This window comes from uncultured Anaerovibrio sp., assembly GCF_947302755.1.
Lineage (GTDB): Bacteria > Bacillota > Negativicutes > Selenomonadales > Selenomonadaceae > Anaerovibrio.
Genome location: NZ_CAMYWM010000047.1, coordinates 1 through 16,876 on the forward strand (window position 1 = coordinate 1; position 16,876 = coordinate 16,876).

The 16,876-nt window shown below is 47.2% G+C and carries 17 protein-coding genes; all 17 read left to right on the plus strand.

Going from position 1 to position 16,876, the window contains the following annotated elements; translation table 11 throughout:
• Positions 1-356: 356 nt before the first annotated feature.
• The 17 genes from hisG (at position 357) to Q0Y54_RS06300 (ending at position 16,541) form a co-directional block, all read left to right on the plus strand.
• Positions 357-902 (plus strand): ATP phosphoribosyltransferase, encoded by a 546-nt coding sequence (hisG, locus tag Q0Y54_RS06220; RefSeq protein WP_297965361.1) that lies wholly within the window; start codon positions 357-359, stop codon positions 900-902.
• A gap of 16 nt (positions 903-918) precedes the next feature.
• A complete protein-coding gene (gene hisD, locus Q0Y54_RS06225; RefSeq protein ID WP_297965363.1) occupies positions 919-2,262 on the plus strand; it encodes a histidinol dehydrogenase in 1,344 nt (447 codons plus the stop codon).
• 28 nt (positions 2,263-2,290) lie between these two features.
• Complete coding sequence (hisC, locus tag Q0Y54_RS06230) at positions 2,291-3,361, plus strand: histidinol-phosphate transaminase (RefSeq protein WP_297965365.1); 1,071 nt, start codon at positions 2,291-2,293, stop codon at positions 3,359-3,361.
• 1 nt (position 3,362) lies between these two features.
• Complete coding sequence (hisB, locus tag Q0Y54_RS06235; protein WP_297965368.1) at positions 3,363-3,953, plus strand: imidazoleglycerol-phosphate dehydratase HisB; 591 nt, start codon at positions 3,363-3,365, stop codon at positions 3,951-3,953.
• Between the two features lie 20 nt (positions 3,954-3,973).
• A complete protein-coding gene (gene hisH / locus Q0Y54_RS06240; protein ID WP_297965370.1) occupies positions 3,974-4,579 on the plus strand; it encodes an imidazole glycerol phosphate synthase subunit HisH in 606 nt (201 codons plus the stop codon).
• Between the two features lie 50 nt (positions 4,580-4,629).
• Entirely contained in the window at positions 4,630-5,355 is a 726-nt protein-coding gene (hisA, locus tag Q0Y54_RS06245; RefSeq protein WP_297965372.1) for a 1-(5-phosphoribosyl)-5-[(5-phosphoribosylamino)methylideneamino]imidazole-4-carboxamide isomerase, read from the plus strand.
• Positions 5,356-5,361: 6 nt separating this feature from the next.
• Complete coding sequence (hisF, locus tag Q0Y54_RS06250; RefSeq protein WP_297965374.1) at positions 5,362-6,120, plus strand: imidazole glycerol phosphate synthase subunit HisF; 759 nt, start codon at positions 5,362-5,364, stop codon at positions 6,118-6,120.
• Between the two features lie 413 nt (positions 6,121-6,533).
• Positions 6,534-7,235, plus strand: coding sequence for a bifunctional phosphoribosyl-AMP cyclohydrolase/phosphoribosyl-ATP diphosphatase HisIE (gene hisIE, locus Q0Y54_RS06255; RefSeq protein ID WP_297965376.1), 702 nt, complete (start codon positions 6,534-6,536; stop codon positions 7,233-7,235).
• 191 nt (positions 7,236-7,426) lie between these two features.
• On the plus strand, positions 7,427-8,167 hold the full coding sequence (locus tag Q0Y54_RS06260) for a SagB/ThcOx family dehydrogenase (protein ID WP_297965378.1): 741 nt from the start codon (positions 7,427-7,429) through the stop codon (positions 8,165-8,167).
• Between the two features lie 14 nt (positions 8,168-8,181).
• A complete protein-coding gene (locus tag Q0Y54_RS06265; protein ID WP_297965380.1) occupies positions 8,182-8,928 on the plus strand; it encodes a PTS glucose transporter subunit IIA in 747 nt (248 codons plus the stop codon).
• Between the two features lie 32 nt (positions 8,929-8,960).
• Entirely contained in the window at positions 8,961-11,027 is a 2,067-nt protein-coding gene (recG, locus tag Q0Y54_RS06270) for an ATP-dependent DNA helicase RecG (protein WP_297965382.1), read from the plus strand.
• 392 nt (positions 11,028-11,419) lie between these two features.
• Positions 11,420-11,716, plus strand: a complete 297-nt coding sequence (locus Q0Y54_RS06275; protein ID WP_297965384.1) for a YerC/YecD family TrpR-related protein — start codon at positions 11,420-11,422, stop codon at positions 11,714-11,716.
• Between the two features lie 33 nt (positions 11,717-11,749).
• A complete protein-coding gene (gene hisZ, locus Q0Y54_RS06280) occupies positions 11,750-12,934 on the plus strand; it encodes an ATP phosphoribosyltransferase regulatory subunit (RefSeq protein WP_297965386.1) in 1,185 nt (394 codons plus the stop codon).
• Positions 12,935-13,059: 125 nt separating this feature from the next.
• Positions 13,060-13,593: an HD domain-containing protein gene (locus tag Q0Y54_RS06285; protein WP_297965388.1), complete on the plus strand. Its 534-nt coding sequence runs from the start codon at positions 13,060-13,062 to the stop codon at positions 13,591-13,593.
• Positions 13,594-13,680: 87 nt separating this feature from the next.
• Positions 13,681-14,346, plus strand: coding sequence for an HAD family hydrolase (locus Q0Y54_RS06290; protein ID WP_297965390.1), 666 nt, complete (start codon positions 13,681-13,683; stop codon positions 14,344-14,346).
• Positions 14,347-14,441: 95 nt separating this feature from the next.
• On the plus strand, positions 14,442-15,806 hold the full coding sequence (rlmD, locus tag Q0Y54_RS06295; RefSeq protein ID WP_297965393.1) for a 23S rRNA (uracil(1939)-C(5))-methyltransferase RlmD: 1,365 nt from the start codon (positions 14,442-14,444) through the stop codon (positions 15,804-15,806).
• A gap of 135 nt (positions 15,807-15,941) precedes the next feature.
• Positions 15,942-16,541 (plus strand): GIY-YIG nuclease family protein, encoded by a 600-nt coding sequence (locus Q0Y54_RS06300; RefSeq protein ID WP_297965395.1) that lies wholly within the window; start codon positions 15,942-15,944, stop codon positions 16,539-16,541.
• The last annotated feature ends 335 nt before the right edge of the window (positions 16,542-16,876 follow it).

Sequence of the window (16,876 nt, forward strand, 5' to 3'; positions counted from 1 at the left end):
AAATCATCTCCTACGGTAGCACCAAATTCGGCAACAACCCAAAAGATTATCCTGAAAAATGCTCTCAGTGTGACAGAGTGGATTGTTATTGCAAAGAAAAAGAAGATCCTGTTTTAAACGAATATCTCAAAGAACATCCGGAAGAGACAGAAAAGTTTAAAAATGTTTTGGAAGCAAGGGATAAATGTTTCTATCACACAAACAGCGAGGTTTTTGACAACCAATCCGCCCTTGTAATTTTCTCCGACGGAAGCCACGGAAATTTCTCATATATTGCGGTTTCCGGAGACCCGGGACGAGATATAGTCATTCACGGAACCAAAGGCTACCTTGAAGGCAATTTCAACAAATGTGAGTTGAAATACATTGTTTACGACACCAACGAGGAAAAGAAAATCCGGTTTATCATCAGCAAGACGGCGGATGTACCTACCTATGTGGAATACGGAGCTGCCGATATTGGAGTTATCGGCAAGGATGTTCTGCTGGAATCCGGCAAGGATGTTTATGAGCTGCTGGATTTAGGCTTTGGTAAGTGCCATTTGATGATGGCTGTGGATAAGAATAATAAGCGAGGAAAGCTGACGGACTACGCCCATACCAGAGTGGCTACCAAGTTTCCACATATTGCCGAGGAATTCTTTAACAGCAAGGGGATGCAGATGGAGTTCATCAAGCTGAACGGCTCCATTGAGCTGGGGCCTATAGTAGGGCTGTCTGAGAGCATCGTGGATATAGTGGAGACGGGGACCACCCTTCGGGAAAATAATCTGGAGGAAATTGCATTTATAATGGAGGCCACGGCCCGCCTCATTTGTAACAGAGTGAGCTTTAAATTGAAATTTGACCGCATTCATCAGCTGACTGAGGATTTGCGTAAAATATTGGCAATGGCCCAGTAATTTTGGAGGGACTGTAATGCAGATAGTAAAGGTTAGAGAAAAAGGATTAATTGAGGTAGAAAAGCTGCTGAAAAAGCCGGCCTTTGACCAGGTGGAGCTTAATCCCAAAATCCGTGAGGCAAATAAAAAATTGTTTGGCAGGGATATGACTGCTGCCGAAATCGTGGACATGATTGTGAATGAGGTGCGTCGCGATGGCGACAAGGCCGTAATAAAATACACCAAGCTTATTGACCGTACTGAATTTACGGCAGGGGAATTCCTGGTAACTGAGGATGAATATGAAGCTGCATACAAGGCTGCTGACCCTGAAATAGTGGAAGCCATGAAACGGGCTGCAGCCAATGTCCGCCAATATCATCAGGAGCAGAAGCCTAATTCCTGGATGACCTATCGGGGGCAGGGCTCCCTGCTGGGGCAGTCGGTTATTCCCTTGGACAGGGTTGGTATTTATGTGCCGGGAGGCACGGCTGCATATCCTTCCTCCGTAATAATGAACGCCGTTCCTGCCGCTGTAGCCGGGGTGGGGGAAATCATTATGATGGTGCCGCCAAAGGATGGCAAAATTAATCCTTATGTATTAGTGGCCGCCAAGGAAGCAGGGGTATCCAAAATCTTTAAGATTGGCGGGGCCCAGGCCATTGCCGCCATGGCCTTTGGTACGGAAACCATACCAAGGGTGGACAAGATCACCGGTCCGGGGAATATCTTTGTGACCCTGGCCAAAAAAGCCGTATATGGCCACTGTGATATTGATATGCTGGCAGGTCCAAGTGAAATCCTGATTGTGGCCGATGAAACGACTGATCCGGCCTATACGGCGGCGGATATGCTTAGCCAGGCGGAGCATGATATGCTGGCCTCCAGCATTGTCATTACAGACAGCAATGAACTGGCTGAACAGGTGGCGTCCGAGGCCGAAAAGCAGCTGCAGCAGCTGCCCCGCCAGGAGATTGCCCGGGCTTCCCTGGATAAGAATGGCCTTATTATTGTGGCTGAGGACATTATGCAGGCCATTGAGCTGGCCAATGTATCTGCACCGGAGCACATGGAAATCCTTACCAGGGAGCCCTTCCAGCTTCTGCCCTATGTGCGTCATGCGGGAGCCGTATTCCTTGGGGCCTATTCCCCGGAGCCCCTGGGGGACTCTTTTGCGGGACCAAATCACGTGCTGCCCACCGGTGGTACGGCCCGCTACTATTCTGTGCTGAATGTGGAAACCTTGATGAAGCGTACCAGCCTCATATCCTATACTCAGCCAGAGCTGAGCCGTGTCAGTGATGATATTATCCGTCTGGCCGAGGCAGAGGGGCTGCAGGCCCATGCCAATGCCATTCGTATCAGAAGGATAGATGAGTGATTAAACAGCTATATGTGGAGGAAATACAATGGCAAAGCTTAAATATAGAAACAAATTGGCAGAAATGCCATCCTACGATGTGGTGGAGCGGGACTGGAATATTAAGGTTAACGCCAATGAAAGTGGTATGAACCTGCCCCCATTGGTGGAGGAGCGGGTGATGAGCCGTCTTTCCCGGGTGGCCTTTAACCGGTATCCAAATGAGGATATGGAAATGCTCATGGAGGCTATTGGCAGGAATTTTGGCCTTGGTGTAGAAAATGTTCTATTGGGTAATGGTTCCAGTGAGATTATTGAGAAGATTTTCTATTGCTTTGGCGGCCGTGGCAGAAAAATTGTTTTTCCCCAGCCCTCCTTTTCCATGTATCACATTTATGCCAAGGCGGCTGAGGCCGAGGCTGTCCCTGTAAATTTAAGTGAAACGGATTACAGCCTTGATGTAAAGGAATTTGTTAATGTGGTAAATGAAAGCAAGGCTTCTCTTTGCGTAATCTGCAATCCAAATAATCCAACCGGCAGCTTTACTTCCCTGGAGGATATTGAATATATTGCCAGCCATACCAGCTGCGCCTTTTTGGTGGATGAGGCCTATATTGAGTTCCAGGGGCAGACTGCCGTGGAATTAATGAAGAAATATCCTAATATGATTATAGCCAGAACCTTCTCCAAGGCTTATGGACTGGCGGCCTGCCGCTGTGGCTATATGCTGGCGGCTGCCCCATTGACCGCCATGATTGCCAAGGCATTTATGCCCTATCATATGAATGTATTGACCCTGGTTACGGCCGATACCGTATTCCAGATGCGGGATGAATTTGTACCAAGAATTCAGATGGCTATTGGGGAGCGCAAGCGCATGGAGGGCCAGTACGGTACCCTGAAGGGCTTCCGGGTATTCCCCTCCAATACCAACTTCATTCTGGTAAAGTATGATAAGGCCGTGGAGCTGAATGAATATCTGGAGGGGCGGGGCATTGGTATAAGAAGCTTTGGCAAGGCCCCTCTGCTGGAAAATGCCCTGAGAATATCCATGGGCAACCGTGAGGAAAATGATGCTGTATTTAAGGCTGTACAGGCCTTTGTGGAGGAGCAGAGTTAATATGCGTACAGGAAAAATTATTCGTGAGACAAGGGAAACCGCCATTGATTTGACTATAAATCTGGATGGCAGAGGTATGTCCGATATTGATACCGGCATCGGCTTCTTTGATCATATGCTGACTCTCCTGGCGGCCCATGGGCGTATGGATTTGGTGGTGGGCTGCAACGGTGACATAGAGGTGGATGGCCATCACTCAATTGAAGATATTGGTATTGCCCTGGGGCTGGCTGTCAAGGAGGCTTTGGGGGATAAAAGAGGTATTCAGCGGTACGGTACATTCTTTTTGCCTATGGATGAAAGTCTGGTCATGGTTTCACTGGATATAAGCGGCCGACCATTTTTGGTGTACGATGCCGGCGGCTCCATGGCTCCCATGATTGGCAATTATGATACGGAGCTTACAGAGGAATTTCTGCGGGCCTTTGCCTTTAATGCCGGTATTACCCTGCATGTAAAGGTGATGTATGGTACCAATTCCCATCATAAGGTGGAGGCCATATTTAAAGCCCTGGGCCATGCCCTCAGAACAGCCGTAAAGATTGATCCGGAGACGGCGGGTGAGGTACCGTCTACCAAGGGGCTGCTGTAAATCGTGAAAGGAGTCAATGTATGATTGCAATAATTGACTATGGGGTGGGGAACCTGTTCAGCGTGGAAAAGGCCTTTGCTCAATTTACCGATGATGTACAGGTAACCAGTGACCAGGCAGCCATCGAACAGGCGGAGAAGCTGGTTCTGCCCGGGGTTGGGGAATTTGGGGCCTGTATGAAGAATTTGGTGGCTTCCGGCCTTATCCCGACTAGCATGAAGCGCATATCTGCCGGGGTGCCCCTTTTGGGAATTTGCGTGGGCCTTCAGGTGCTGTTTGATGGCAGCGAGGAATCTCCTGATGCCAAGGGCTTGGGGGTGTTCAGGGGCATGGTAAGGAAAATCAATGCACCGGGCTTAAAGGTGCCCCATATGGGCTGGAACTCGGTGGAGGTCAGTCAGCCGGGGCTGGGTTTGTTTAAGGATATACCTGAAACGCCCTATTTTTACTTTGTTCACAGCTATCACGCAGTGCCGGAGGATAGCTCCATTGTGGCTGCTGTTACGGAATACGGCGAAGGGCTGACGGCGGCCGTGGCCCGGGACAATGTAATGGCTACTCAGTTCCATCCGGAAAAATCCGGTGATGTGGGGCTCCTTGTTATTAAAAATTTCATCAACAGCTAAAGAGTTCATTTTGGCAATGTGCTGTTGAGCGTTAGTGGAAGGAAGATTGTATGTTTATTTTTCCTGCTATAGATATCAGAGGCGGCAAGGCAGTGCGCCTTTATAAGGGAGATTTTGCCCAGGAGACGGTTTTTGGTGAGCCGGAGGAAATGGCAGCCAGATGGGAGGCCCTTGGCGGTCAGTATCTGCACCTGGTGGATTTGGATGGGGCCAGAGCGGGCAAGTCAATTAATCTTGATGTGGTAAAGAAAATAATTGCCAAGGTCAACATACCTGTGGAGCTGGGCGGTGGCATCCGCACCATGGAGAATATTGATGAGGTGCTGTCTGCCGGGGTTCAGCGGGTTATTTTGGGCTCCGTGGCCGCCAAAAATCCGGCTCTGGTACGGGAGGCCTGCGCCAAATATGGTGAGCGGGTGGTGGTTGGCATTGATGCCAAGGATGGTATTGTGGCTGTGGATGGCTGGGAGGCTTCCGGCAACGTGGAGGTTGGGACCTTGGCCAGGGAAATGGCCAAGGCTGGGGTTAAAACCATTATTTACACGGATATTTCCCGGGACGGTACCCTGGAGGGGGTAAATGTGAAAGCCACCGCCAAGCTGGCCCGGGATAGCGGTATTAGGGTGGTGGCCTCCGGTGGTGTTAAATCCATTGAGGATATTAAAGCCCTGTTGCCCTATGAAAAGGAGGGTATAGAAGGGGTTATCGTGGGAAAATCCATCTACACCGGTTCCCTGGATTTGGCCGAAGCTATTAAGGTTGCCGCAGGAGAGTGATATAATATGTATACCAAGCGAATTATTCCCTGTCTGGATGTAAAGGAAGGCCGGGTGGTAAAGGGTACTAATTTTGTGGGCCTCAGAGATGCCGGCGATCCGGTGGAGCTGGCCAAGCGGTATGATGCCGAGCGGTGTGATGAGCTGGTTTTTTTGGACATTACCGCCTCCAATGAGCAGCGTGATACCATTGTCCAGGTAGCCAGGGCCTGTGCCTCCCAGGTATTTATTCCCTTTACCATAGGCGGTGGCATCCGTACCCCCGAGGATATGCGGAAAATGTTAAAGGCCGGTGCCGACAAGACCTCAGTTAATTCTGCGGCGGTGAAAAATCCCGATATTATCCGGCAAGGGGCAGAAATCTTTGGCCGTCAGTGTGTGGTGCTGGCGGTGGATGCCAAAAGGACCGGTGAGGATAAATGGGAGGTCTTTGTTAATGGGGGACGTACTCCTACGGGAATTGATGTTATTGACTGGGTAAAAAGAGGAACTGACCTGGGGGCTGGCGAAATATTACTTACCAGTATGGATGCAGATGGTACCAAGGACGGTTATGATATTCCCTTGACCCGGGCCGTATCCGAGGCTGTTGATGTTCCGGTTATCGCTTCCGGTGGGGCCGGCAGGCTGGAGCATTTTTATGATGTGCTGACCATTGGAAAGGCAGATGCAGTATTGGCTGCCTCAGTGTTCCATTATGGACAGTTCACTATCAGACAGGTAAAGGAATACCTGCGGGATAGAGGAATAGAAATGAGATTTTAGGGTAGTCGGTACTAACTATCGCCTCAACTACATCACTAAAATATTTTTTTACAATAATTTGTATAGCGAGAAAAATTATAACTCGCTTTGCTCAAACAAATAATTTTTCTCACTAATGCAGGTATGTAAAAAAATATTTATTACGTGTTGTAGTTTAATGGCTCTTTTTAGTACCGATCTACTTGAAAATATATGTTGATAAGAGCAGTTTGACTGAAGCATTGGGCGATGGGCGTTAAGAAACTATTTTTTGCATTCTTACACAGCGAGAAAACATCCATTGTTTGAGCGAAGCGAGTTTGGATTTTTCTTGCTGACTAATTAAAAGCAAAATAATAGTTTTAGCCCTGAGTCCCTCGCTAAAGTCAACTGTCTCTTATCAACCGGATACACCAAAAATGGAGGGATACACTATGATTGACATTTCAATGATTAAATTTGATGAAAAGGGCCTGGTACCAGCTATTATTCAGGAAGAAAATGGCCAGGTGCTGATGATGGCATACATGAATGCTGACTCTCTCCAAAAAACCATTGAAACCAGAACCACCTGGTTCTGGAGCCGCAGCCGCAAAGCCTTGTGGAATAAAGGGGCTACCTCCGGCAATGTGCAGGAGGTAAAGGATATGTATTATGATTGTGATGGTGATACCCTGCTGGTTATCGTCCATCAACGGGGCACCGGTGCCTGTCATACCGGCACATATTCCTGCTTCAGCGGCCGCCGTTTATTGAAAAATGATAAGGCCCTGGCTGTGGTTGAGCAGCCGGAGAATAAGTATCTGGCCAATATCATGAACGAGCTTTACGATGTGATCAAGGACCGGCAACTCAATCCAAAGGAAGGGTCTTATACCAACTACCTGTTTGAAAAGGGTCAGGATAAGATCTTGAAGAAGGTAGGGGAGGAAGCAGTGGAGACTGTGATTGCCTCCAAGAACAATGACAAGAATGAAATTATCTATGAGATGGGAGACCTGTGGTATCATTGTCTGGTGCTGATGGCATTCCATAACATTAATCCGGAGGAAGTGTTCTGCGAGCTGGTAAACCGGCATAATGGCGGTGACTATCACAAATTCACCGGCAAAACCGGCATCCGTCCTGTAGATTAACAGAATATTGTATTTAAAACGCCTGTCCTTTGATATATGGGGAGACTAAAGATGGTTCCCTTTGCTGTGACCTGGAGCTGGTCCGGCAGGGGAAGCGTTAATTGGAAGATTTTTTCACATAAAGAAGAAAAATTTGGCCAATTGCGTTATAATTATCCTATGGTTAGTATGTATGAAAGGCAGGCGTTTTCATGTATAAGGATATCTTTAAGGCTCTGCGGGAAGCTGCTTTGGTGAAAAACAATTTGAATACCAGAAGGGTGAACCAGGAAGAAGTACCTGTTCCTCAGAAACCATATCCTGAGGACAGTCAATTGATAGCATTGCCTGAGCCGGATTTTCTCGAGGATAAGGAGGTCAGCTTTTTGGAGCTTATGGAGCTTCGATCCACCATTCGGGAATACAGTGAACAGCCTTTGACCATGAAGGAGCTGTCCTTTCTTTTGTGGTGTACCCAGGGGGTAAAGATGGTGCTGCCGGCCGGTGCCACCAAGCGTACCGTTCCTTCAGCCGGGGCCAGGAACGCCTTGGAGACCTACCTGTATATAGATAAGGTGGAGGGGCTGGAAAAGGGCTTATACAGATTTTTGGCCTTTGAGCATGCCTTGTTGCCAATTGATATTGGTGATGGAGTTAAGGATAGGCTGAGGGCAGGCTTTAATAAAACAAATATGTATGCTGCAAGTGCTGTAACCTTTATGTGGGCGGCAGTTCTTGATCGAATGGACTATGCCTTTGGTGGCAGGTCACTGCAGTACCTTTATTTGGATGCTGGTCATGTGTGCCAGAATCTTTATTTGTCCTGCTATACCCAGAAATTGGGCTGTTGTGCTGTAGGTCATTTTAATGATGAGGAGCTGAACAGGGAATTGGGCCTGGATGGGGAAGATGAATTCATGGTCTATGCGGCACATGTGGGAAAAATTCGATAAAAGGGGATGAGTTTATGGCTCAGAATACGCGAGAGAGTTCTATTTTTGCACCTATGACCGGAAAAATTGTGGATTTGTCTGAGGTGCCGGATGATACCTTTTCCAAAAAAATGATGGGGGATGGAGTGGCCATCATTCCCAAGGACGGTATGCTGTACAGTCCAATAAGCGGAATAGTGTCAATGGTGGCTGCCACCAAGCACGCCATTGGCTTTCAAACGAATACAGGCCTTAATATATTGGTTCATGTGGGCCTTGAGGCCCATGAGGTAACTGACAAGACTACTATTGTACACGTAAAGCAGGGACAGAAGGTTCAGGCTGGTGACCTGGTGGCAGAATACGATTTGGGGGCCTTTGAAGAGAAGGCAATAAATACCATTACCCCGGTAATTCTCATAAATGAGGAAGAGGAAGATACGGAAATTAAAGCCAATGTGGGGGACGTAGAGGCCGGCGCCGGGGAAATATTTAAGGTCGTTGAAATAATAAAGGAAACGGCATCGGCTGATGGAGAGCAGGGTAAGCCAGCTGATAACGATAAAGCCAATGCTGAACCAGCGGCGGCTGTGGCCAAGGACGGCAATGAAGCAACGGCAGGACGTTCAACCATTGATGATTTGAAAAATGAAAGCCTAGAGTTCTTTAGTGATTCCACTAATTGGATTAAGCTTGGAGCCATGTTTGTGGGGCTGGTTGTGGTGCTGGTTATTATATTTGTAGCCATAGGTGTGTTTTTAAATCTTGGCGGTGAAGGATAACACGGTGGTTCATCGCATAGTGGAGGATTTGTATGGAGCTGGAGCAGGATATTCAATTTTTAAAGGGAATAGGGCCGAAGAAAGCTCAGCTCCTAAGAAAAATCGGCATAACTAAAATATTTGATATGCTTACCCATTATCCCCGGGGCTATGAGGATCAAAGCAGTATTACCCCAATTGGGGAACTGAGGCCGGGGGAGAAGTACACTATATCCGGAATTATTACGGGCTTGCAGGAAAGGCGGGCCGGACGGCGCAATATGCTGATTCTTACGGCTATGGTCAGTGACGGAACGGGCTCTTTACAGGTTACATGGTTTAACCAGCGGTTTTTAAAGGCAAAGCTGAAGACCGGCAGGAAGGTTTTTGCCACAGGTAAGGTGGAGCTGGCCTTTGGTGGTCAGGGGCAATACGCCATGAGTCAGCTCTCTTCCTTTGAGATAATGGATGCTGATGAGGATGAGACCAATGGCTTGGGGATTCTTCCCGTTTATCCTACCACCGAGGCCCTTAATCAGAAGTTTTTCCGTAAATCCATCAGAGAGCTGTTAAACAGCGTGGATACCATTCCCGAGGTAATTCCCGAAAATATTGCCAACAGCTATAGACTGCTGTCCCGCCGGGACGCCTTTTGGGGAATTCATTTTCCGGACAGCTTTGCCAAGATTCAGCAGGCCAGGAACCGTCTGGCCTTTGAGGAGCTGTACCTTATACAATGCGGTCTTATGGTGCTGAAAAAACGGACCCAGGAGAAAAAGCAGGGCATAGGACATGGACTTAACAGCCTGATGGTGGATAAGCTTATGGGACTGCTGCCCTTTAAACTCACCGGGGACCAGCGAAGGGCCTGGAATGATATCTGCAATGATATGGAGAGCTCTGTGCCGATGCGTCGCCTGGTACAGGGGGATGTGGGCTCCGGCAAGACGGTTATCGCCATGCTGGCCCTTATAAAGACAGTGGAAAACGGTTATCAGGGGGCCCTAATGGCTCCTACGGAAATTTTAGCCAGACAGCATTATGAAGGCTTCGTAAAGCAGCTGGAGCCGCTTGGGGTAAAGGTGGCTCTTTTGTCGGGAAAGCTTACGAAAAAGCAGCGGGAGCAGATTTATGAGGAGCTGGCAGCTCAGCAAATAGATATTGTTATCGGTACCCATGCCCTTATTCAGGAGCAGGTGTCCTTTAAGAAGCTGGGTTTGGTGGTAACGGACGAGCAGCATCGGTTTGGTATCAATCAGCGGGCAGAGCTGGAGAAAAAGGGCACACTCATGCCGGATGTGCTGGTTATGACGGCCACCCCTATTCCCCGTACCATGACTTTGACGGTATATGGTGATTTGGATGTGTCCCTTATCAGGGAGCTGCCGCCGGGCAGAAAGCCAGTGCGGACCTTCGTGCGCACTCCGGACAGGCGGGAGCTTATTTATAAATTTATGGGGGAGGAAATCTCCAAGGGCCGTCAGGGCTATGTGGTATGTCCCCTTATTGAGGACAGTGATGAAAGCAATCTCCTGTCTGCCGAGGCCGTTTATGATGAGCTGACTCATGGTATTTTCCGGGATATTCCCTGTGGTCTGGTTCATGGTAAGCTGAAGCAGAAGGAGAAGGAAGCCATCATGCAGGAGTTCTATGAGGGACAGCTTAAGCTGCTGGTGGCAACAACGGTTATCGAGGTAGGGGTCAATGTGCCTAATGCCAGTATGATGGTGATTGAAAATGCCCAGCAATTTGGCTTGGCCCAGCTTCATCAGCTGCGGGGACGTATCGGCCGCGGTGAATACAGCTCCTATTGCGTGCTGGTGACAGACGGAAAAACTGAGGTGTCTAAGGAACGTATGCGTATTATGGAGACCACCTCCGACGGCTTCCTATTGGCTGAGGAGGATTTAAAGCTGCGGGGGCCGGGACAATTCTTCGGCTCATTGCAGCATGGATTGCCGGATTTAAAGATTGCCGATGTGCTGCAGAATATCGATATTTTGCTGGAGGCCCGCCGGGCAGCCCTTGAAACCATGGAAAACAGGGTGGATCTGGATTACGTGCTGCCGATTTTGGAGCTGCAGTACAAGGAGCATTTCATGAATATTACCGATACCTGATTAGTGTAAAATAGTGAAGCAATAGTGAAAAATAGTGTAAAAATAGTGAAATTTTAGTGAAAAAATTACGCCACCTCTGATATAATTATCATGGGTGGTTTTTTATGATGAAAGTAATTTTGACCAATGAAATCCTTAGATATATAGTTAAATGAATCGTAGCCTCGCTGGAGAATATAGGTTCTTTTGCGAGGTTATTTTTTTCTCCAGTATTATATTGTAGCGGTTTTATGTGTAATATATAAAAACTGTGGCGGCATTTTTCTATATTTTCATAGAAAAATTTGAACAAATACGTTATAATGTTCTTGTATATTTTCACAAAGTAAAGCATAAAAGAATAAAAGTGTGAAAGCAGATCAACATAAATTTAGGTTACAGGTGGTGTATTTATGGTAAATCCTAAGCTTAGGGATGATTTGAATGACCAGCTTTGTGAAGCGGTTTTAAAGCTGAAAACCGGGGAGGAATGCTACCAGTTTTTTGAGGATATTTGCACAATCAGTGAGATTAAGGCCATGAGCCAGCGGCTGGAGGTGGCCCGCATGCTGCAGGAGCATCATACCTATGATGATATTGTGAGCCGTACCGGAGCCAGCACAGCCACCATCAGTCGGGTAAAGCGTTGCCTGAACTATGGTGCAGATGGCTATGCCCTGGTATTGGAACGCCTAAAAAACAAGGAGTAATATTTTACGTAAGTTGAGCATAGGAGAGTGGCTATGGAAAATAGAGATATGGTTCTGGAAATCCCTTATGGGACGAGAGATTTTTTACCTCGGGAGGCCGCCGGCAAGCGGGCAATTGAGGCAGCTATAGCAGAGGAGTTTAATTTATGGGGATATGATGAAATAGTGACTCCTACCGTGGAATTTTTGGACACGCTGACCATGGGAAACGGCAGTAACCTGGAGCCCCACATGTTTAAGCTTTTTGATAAGAATAACCGTACCATGGCCCTTCGCTATGAGATGACCACCCCCATTGCCCGGGTGGCGGCTAGCCGCATGAAGGAGGACAAGCTGCCCTTGAAGCTGTCGTATATCAGCAGCGTATTTCGCTATGAGCAGGCCCAGACCGGCCGCCAGTGTGAATTTCATCAGGCAGGAGTAGAACTGCTGGGCAGTGACAAGGCTGCTGCCGATGCAGAGATAATTGCTTTGGCCATTTCCTCCCTGAAAAAGACCGGGCTGAATGATTTTATTATTTGCCTGGGCCAGGTGGATTTTATTAATGGCCTTATGAAGCAATGCGGTCTTAGTGCCAGAGAGATGGGCAAAATTCGTGCTGCCATCGAAAATCGTGATTTGGTGGGTCTCAATACCATAGTGGATAGAGCCGATATTTCCCAGGAAGAAAAAAATATGGTCAAGGAAATTCCCCTGCTTCACGGCAATCGGGAGGTGCTGAAGAAGGCCTATTCCATGGTTAATAATGAACAATCCAGAAAGGCCCTGGATAATCTGTCCGACATCTGCAATCTTTTGGAAGCCTATGGTGTTTCTGACTATATAACCTTTGATTTGGGGGTAATTCGGGATTTCAGTTATTATACCGGTATGGTATTTGAAGCATATACCCCAGGTCTTGGCTATCCGTTATGTGGGGGCGGTCGCTATGACAATATGCTGACGGACTTTGGCACGGATATGTCCGCAACGGGCTTTGCCTTTGGCATTGAGCGGGTAATGCTGGCCCTGGAGCGTCACGGGCTGAAGGCACCCCAGACCCAGCGGGATGTATACGTAGCTTTTGCTCCCGGCAAGGAGGCAGAGGCCATAAAGGCCGTTCAGAAGCTGCGCAGGGCCGGTGAAGCCTGCGAGATGGCCATGGGGGCCTCCACGGAGCAGGATGCCGAGGATTATCGTGCAGGAAAGGGATATCAGCAGCTGATATTCGTAAAATGAGACGTGTTCAGTGGGAGCTTAATATTCACACTGAATTTAGCCGAATAAATCCAGAGCTTACGGGTGCTTGACTTCCACCTCGGAGGAAGGAGCCTTAGCATCCATTAGTGTGGTGTAAAGTGATTATGAGCAGAATTATTCAATTTATTAAAGGGCTTTTGGCCAAGGGGCCTGATAAGGAAGAACGCAATATGATAAATGACCTGCTGTCCCCTGAGGCTCAGCAGGCCTTTTATCACATGACATCAGCTGATCAGCGTCATAGCCTTAATGTGATGAAAACGGCAATGGAAATTGTGGAACATGAAGCCTTGGCTGCCTCTATCGATGTGGATTTCCTAAAGCGCTGCTGCCTGCTGCATGATATTGGTCGCGGCCCTAAAATGAACAGCTTTAGAAAATCCTATGGGGTGCTATTGGATAAATTTTGCCATGATTGGTCGTTAAAAAATAGTCAAAAGCCCAGCAATAATATTTTTAAGGATATTATGTACAGATACTATAATCATCCCGTAATTGGCTGTAATGAGCTGATGAGATTGGGGATGGTTCATGAAGCGGATATCGTTCTTCGCCACCACAGTGGAAACACTGAAAATTTATTAATTAATGAGAAAAAAATTCTTAGCGTACTCATGCAGGCAGATAATTCTAATTAAAAAAATAATTTTTTTGCAGGAGTTTATCTTTTTTTGTAGAATACTATCCAATGCACGAGAATTATGGTAGAAAGAGGCGGAGAAAATATGCGCTATGAAGCAGTGATATTCGATTTGGATGGTACATTGATAAATTCCATAGAAGATTTGACGGATAGCTGCAATGAAATGTTGTCAGCTTACAATTTGCCAAATCATGATGTGGAAGCTTACAAATATTATGTGGGAAATGGATTGGGCAAGCTTGTGGAAAGGGCATTGCCAATCGACAAATCCGAGGACAGAGCCTTTTATGAGAAGGCCTTGGCAAAATTTAAGGAAATCTATTATGGCAAGGTATTAAATAAAACACGGGCCTATACCGGGGTTCGGGAGCTTCTCTTAAAGCTTATTGAAAAGAATGTTCCTATGGCAATTTGCACCAATAAGCCAATGGACGCGGCCAAGACCATTATAAGCATTTTATTTGAGCCGGGGACCTTTAAGGTAGTGATGGGAGACCGTCCCGGTCATCCCCGTAAGCCTGATCCGGCCACTTGCCTGGAAATTTGCCGGGAAATCGGTGTAGAGCCTGACAAGGTGGTATATTTAGGTGACAGCGGCGTAGATATGCAGACGGCGGTCAATGCCGGCTTTTATCCTATAGGGGCTCGGTGGGGCTTCCGCAAGGATGATGAGCTGTTAAAGAATGGGGCAAAGCTGCTGCTGGATAAGCCAACTGATTTATTATTTAAGGTTCAGTTTAAAAAGTAAATATTTACCTGGGCGTCAGTCTTGAAATGATGTGGTATAATATACCGTACGATTATTTTGAGGGTGGCGCCCTCTTTGTTTTTGGAGGATATGAAATGGCAAAGGTTCCTGTGGAAAAGGGAAAGCAGTATAATTTATCAATCAGCAGCCTGGGCAGCAGTGGTGAAGGAGTAGGGCGTATTGATGGCTTCACTGTATTTGTGATGGGTGGTCTGCCTAATGAAGAGCTGATGGTAAAAATCGACGAAGTAAAAAAGAATTATGCCACCGGCAAGCTGGTAAAGGTAGTAACACCAAGCCCTGACCGGGTAGTGCCGGCCTGTGGAATTTACAGGGAATGCGGTGGCTGCCAGTTGCAGCACCTTTCCTATGATGGACAGCTTAAGGCCAAGCAGCAGCAGGTCAAGGACGCCATGGAGCGCATCGGTCACCTGAAAAATTTACCTGTGTTACCTACGATAGGGGCCAGGGAGCCATGGAATTACCGTAATAAGGTGGCATTTCCCGTAGGTCGCGAAAAGGGCAAGACCATTATTGGGTGCTTTGCCCAAGGTACCCATAAAATTATCGATTCCTCTGATTGCCTGATTCAGGACAAAATCAATAATGAGGCCATCAGTGCAGTTCGGGATGTGGTGGAAAAACTACGTATTCCGGTCTACGATGAGGACCGTCACACCGGTGTAATCCGTCATGTGGTGGCCCGTACCGGGGAACAGGGACAGCTTATGGTGGTGCTGGTAACTGCCACCAAGCAGCTGAGCCGGGAAAAGGAAATCATCAAGCTGCTGCGCAGCCGTCTGCCACAGATGGTCAGCCTTCAGCAGAATATTCAGACCTATAGAAATAATGTTATATTGGGCCGGGAAACCAAGCTGCTGTGGGGGCGGCCAACCATCAAGGCCAAGCTGGGAAAATTCAGCTTCAATGTTTCTGCCCGTTCCTTTTTCCAGGTCAATACCAGGCAGGCGGAGGTACTTTATGACAAGGCGTTGGAGTTTGCCCAGCTCACCGGGAAGGAAACCGTAATTGATGCTTATTGCGGTACGGGTACCATCAGCCTTTATCTGGCCCAGAAGGCCCGTAAGGTTTATGGCGTAGAAATAGTAAGTCCAGCCATAAAGGATGCTGAGAAAAACGCCCGGGAAAACAAGGTGAAAAACGCTGAATTTATAGTAGGCGACTGCACTCAGGTAATGCCAAGACTGTACAATCAAGGCATCCGTCCTGATGTAATAGTGGTGGACCCACCACGGGCCGGCTGTACAGAGGTGGTATTAAAAACCTTTGCCAATATGCAGCCAAACCGTATTGTCTATGTATCCTGCAACCCGGCTACTTTGGCCAGGGATCTGGAAATTTTGGATAAGCTTGGGTACAAGGCGGAAAAGGTTCAGCCAGTGGATATGTTTTCGTTTAGTTATCACGTTGAGTCAGTGGCTCTGATTACGAGGAAATGAACGAAGTGATTGCCCGAGAAATCAGTTAGCACTGACCATGCCAAAACTGCCCAAGAAGTCGAGAGTATTCGAGGACTGATTGGATGCAGTTGACGGCTGAGAGCGTAGTATTAATCGTAAGGAAGTGAGTGAATAATGGCAAAAGGTTTTATTTATATCATGACTAATCCTGCGTTGAAGGATATGGTGAAAATTGGATATGCAACGGACGTAGAGGCACGTCGCAAACAGCTTTCCACAACGGCACTTCCCTATGAGTATGAAGTGTATGCGACTTATGAGACTGCTGGAAATCTGGAAGATAAAAAGCTCCATAAGATGATTGATAATTTAAATCCTGATCTTCGTGTATCAAAAAATCGTGAGTTTTATGTGATGACTTCGCAAGAGGCGTATGAATTGCTGGAGTCTATTGCAACGATTAGTGGTACAACTGATAAGCTAAAGTGTAATGGAAACGATGATTCACATGCTCCTGCTCAGCATATAAAGAGGCCACCTATTAATTTTTCAAAGTGTGGTATTCCTATAGGAGCAGAACTCGTTTTTATTGAAGATCCAACCATTAAGGTGACTGTCGTAAGTGATCGCAAGGTTCAATGGAACGAAGAAGAAACATCACTGTCCGCTGTGGTAGGTGCTCTCAAGCACGTAAAAGCCATACAGGGATCTGCTTTCTTTACATATCAGGGCCATTTGATTACTAAGATTGCTGAAAATACACAGTGGAAATAGTGAGCGAGATGTGTGAGGTAATTGAGGGAAATAGAACTGAGGCTAGCTCTGAAAGAAGTGTTGAAGCAGTCATTGAGATGCTAGAAGAATACAATGATGACAACAGGACCCAACACGCCTCTCAAGGATGCAGCCCACGTTGGGTCTTATGAGAAATACGATATAGATACCATAAATCAGGTTTTATTTGGAAGAGGGGAATCGACACTGTGAGGTTAACTTTTGGTGTACCCCAAAAATGTCGCCTGCTAGGGGACCTCTCTCATGAATAACTATGTTAGATTATAACGCCATTGTTCAAATTTTTCTTCTTTAGAAGAAAAATCTTCCAATTA

Bases quoted from the DNA above. Each gene is read 5' to 3' on its own strand.
- hisD (WP_297965363.1), top strand. From the start codon at position 919: ATGCAGATAGTAAAGGTTAGAGAAAAAGGATTAATTGAGGTAGAAAAG.
- hisH (WP_297965370.1), top strand. From the start codon at position 3,974: ATGATTGCAATAATTGACTATGGGGTGGGGAACCTGTTCAGCGTGGAA.
- hisIE (WP_297965376.1), top strand. From the start codon at position 6,534: ATGATTGACATTTCAATGATTAAATTTGATGAAAAGGGCCTGGTACCA.
- Q0Y54_RS06265 (WP_297965380.1), top strand. From the start codon at position 8,182: ATGGCTCAGAATACGCGAGAGAGTTCTATTTTTGCACCTATGACCGGA.
- Q0Y54_RS06275 (WP_297965384.1), top strand. From the start codon at position 11,420: ATGGTAAATCCTAAGCTTAGGGATGATTTGAATGACCAGCTTTGTGAA.
- Q0Y54_RS06290 (WP_297965390.1), top strand. From the start codon at position 13,681: ATGCGCTATGAAGCAGTGATATTCGATTTGGATGGTACATTGATAAAT.
- Q0Y54_RS06285 (WP_297965388.1), top strand. From the start codon at position 13,060: ATGAGCAGAATTATTCAATTTATTAAAGGGCTTTTGGCCAAGGGGCCT.
- hisA (WP_297965372.1), top strand. From the start codon at position 4,630: ATGTTTATTTTTCCTGCTATAGATATCAGAGGCGGCAAGGCAGTGCGC.
- hisZ (WP_297965386.1), top strand. From the start codon at position 11,750: ATGGAAAATAGAGATATGGTTCTGGAAATCCCTTATGGGACGAGAGAT.
- Q0Y54_RS06260 (WP_297965378.1), top strand. From the start codon at position 7,427: ATGTATAAGGATATCTTTAAGGCTCTGCGGGAAGCTGCTTTGGTGAAA.
- hisB (WP_297965368.1), top strand. From the start codon at position 3,363: ATGCGTACAGGAAAAATTATTCGTGAGACAAGGGAAACCGCCATTGAT.
- hisF (WP_297965374.1), top strand. From the start codon at position 5,362: ATGTATACCAAGCGAATTATTCCCTGTCTGGATGTAAAGGAAGGCCGG.
- rlmD (WP_297965393.1), top strand. From the start codon at position 14,442: ATGGCAAAGGTTCCTGTGGAAAAGGGAAAGCAGTATAATTTATCAATC.
- recG (WP_297965382.1), top strand. From the start codon at position 8,961: ATGGAGCTGGAGCAGGATATTCAATTTTTAAAGGGAATAGGGCCGAAG.
- hisC (WP_297965365.1), top strand. From the start codon at position 2,291: ATGGCAAAGCTTAAATATAGAAACAAATTGGCAGAAATGCCATCCTAC.
- Q0Y54_RS06300 (WP_297965395.1), top strand. From the start codon at position 15,942: ATGGCAAAAGGTTTTATTTATATCATGACTAATCCTGCGTTGAAGGAT.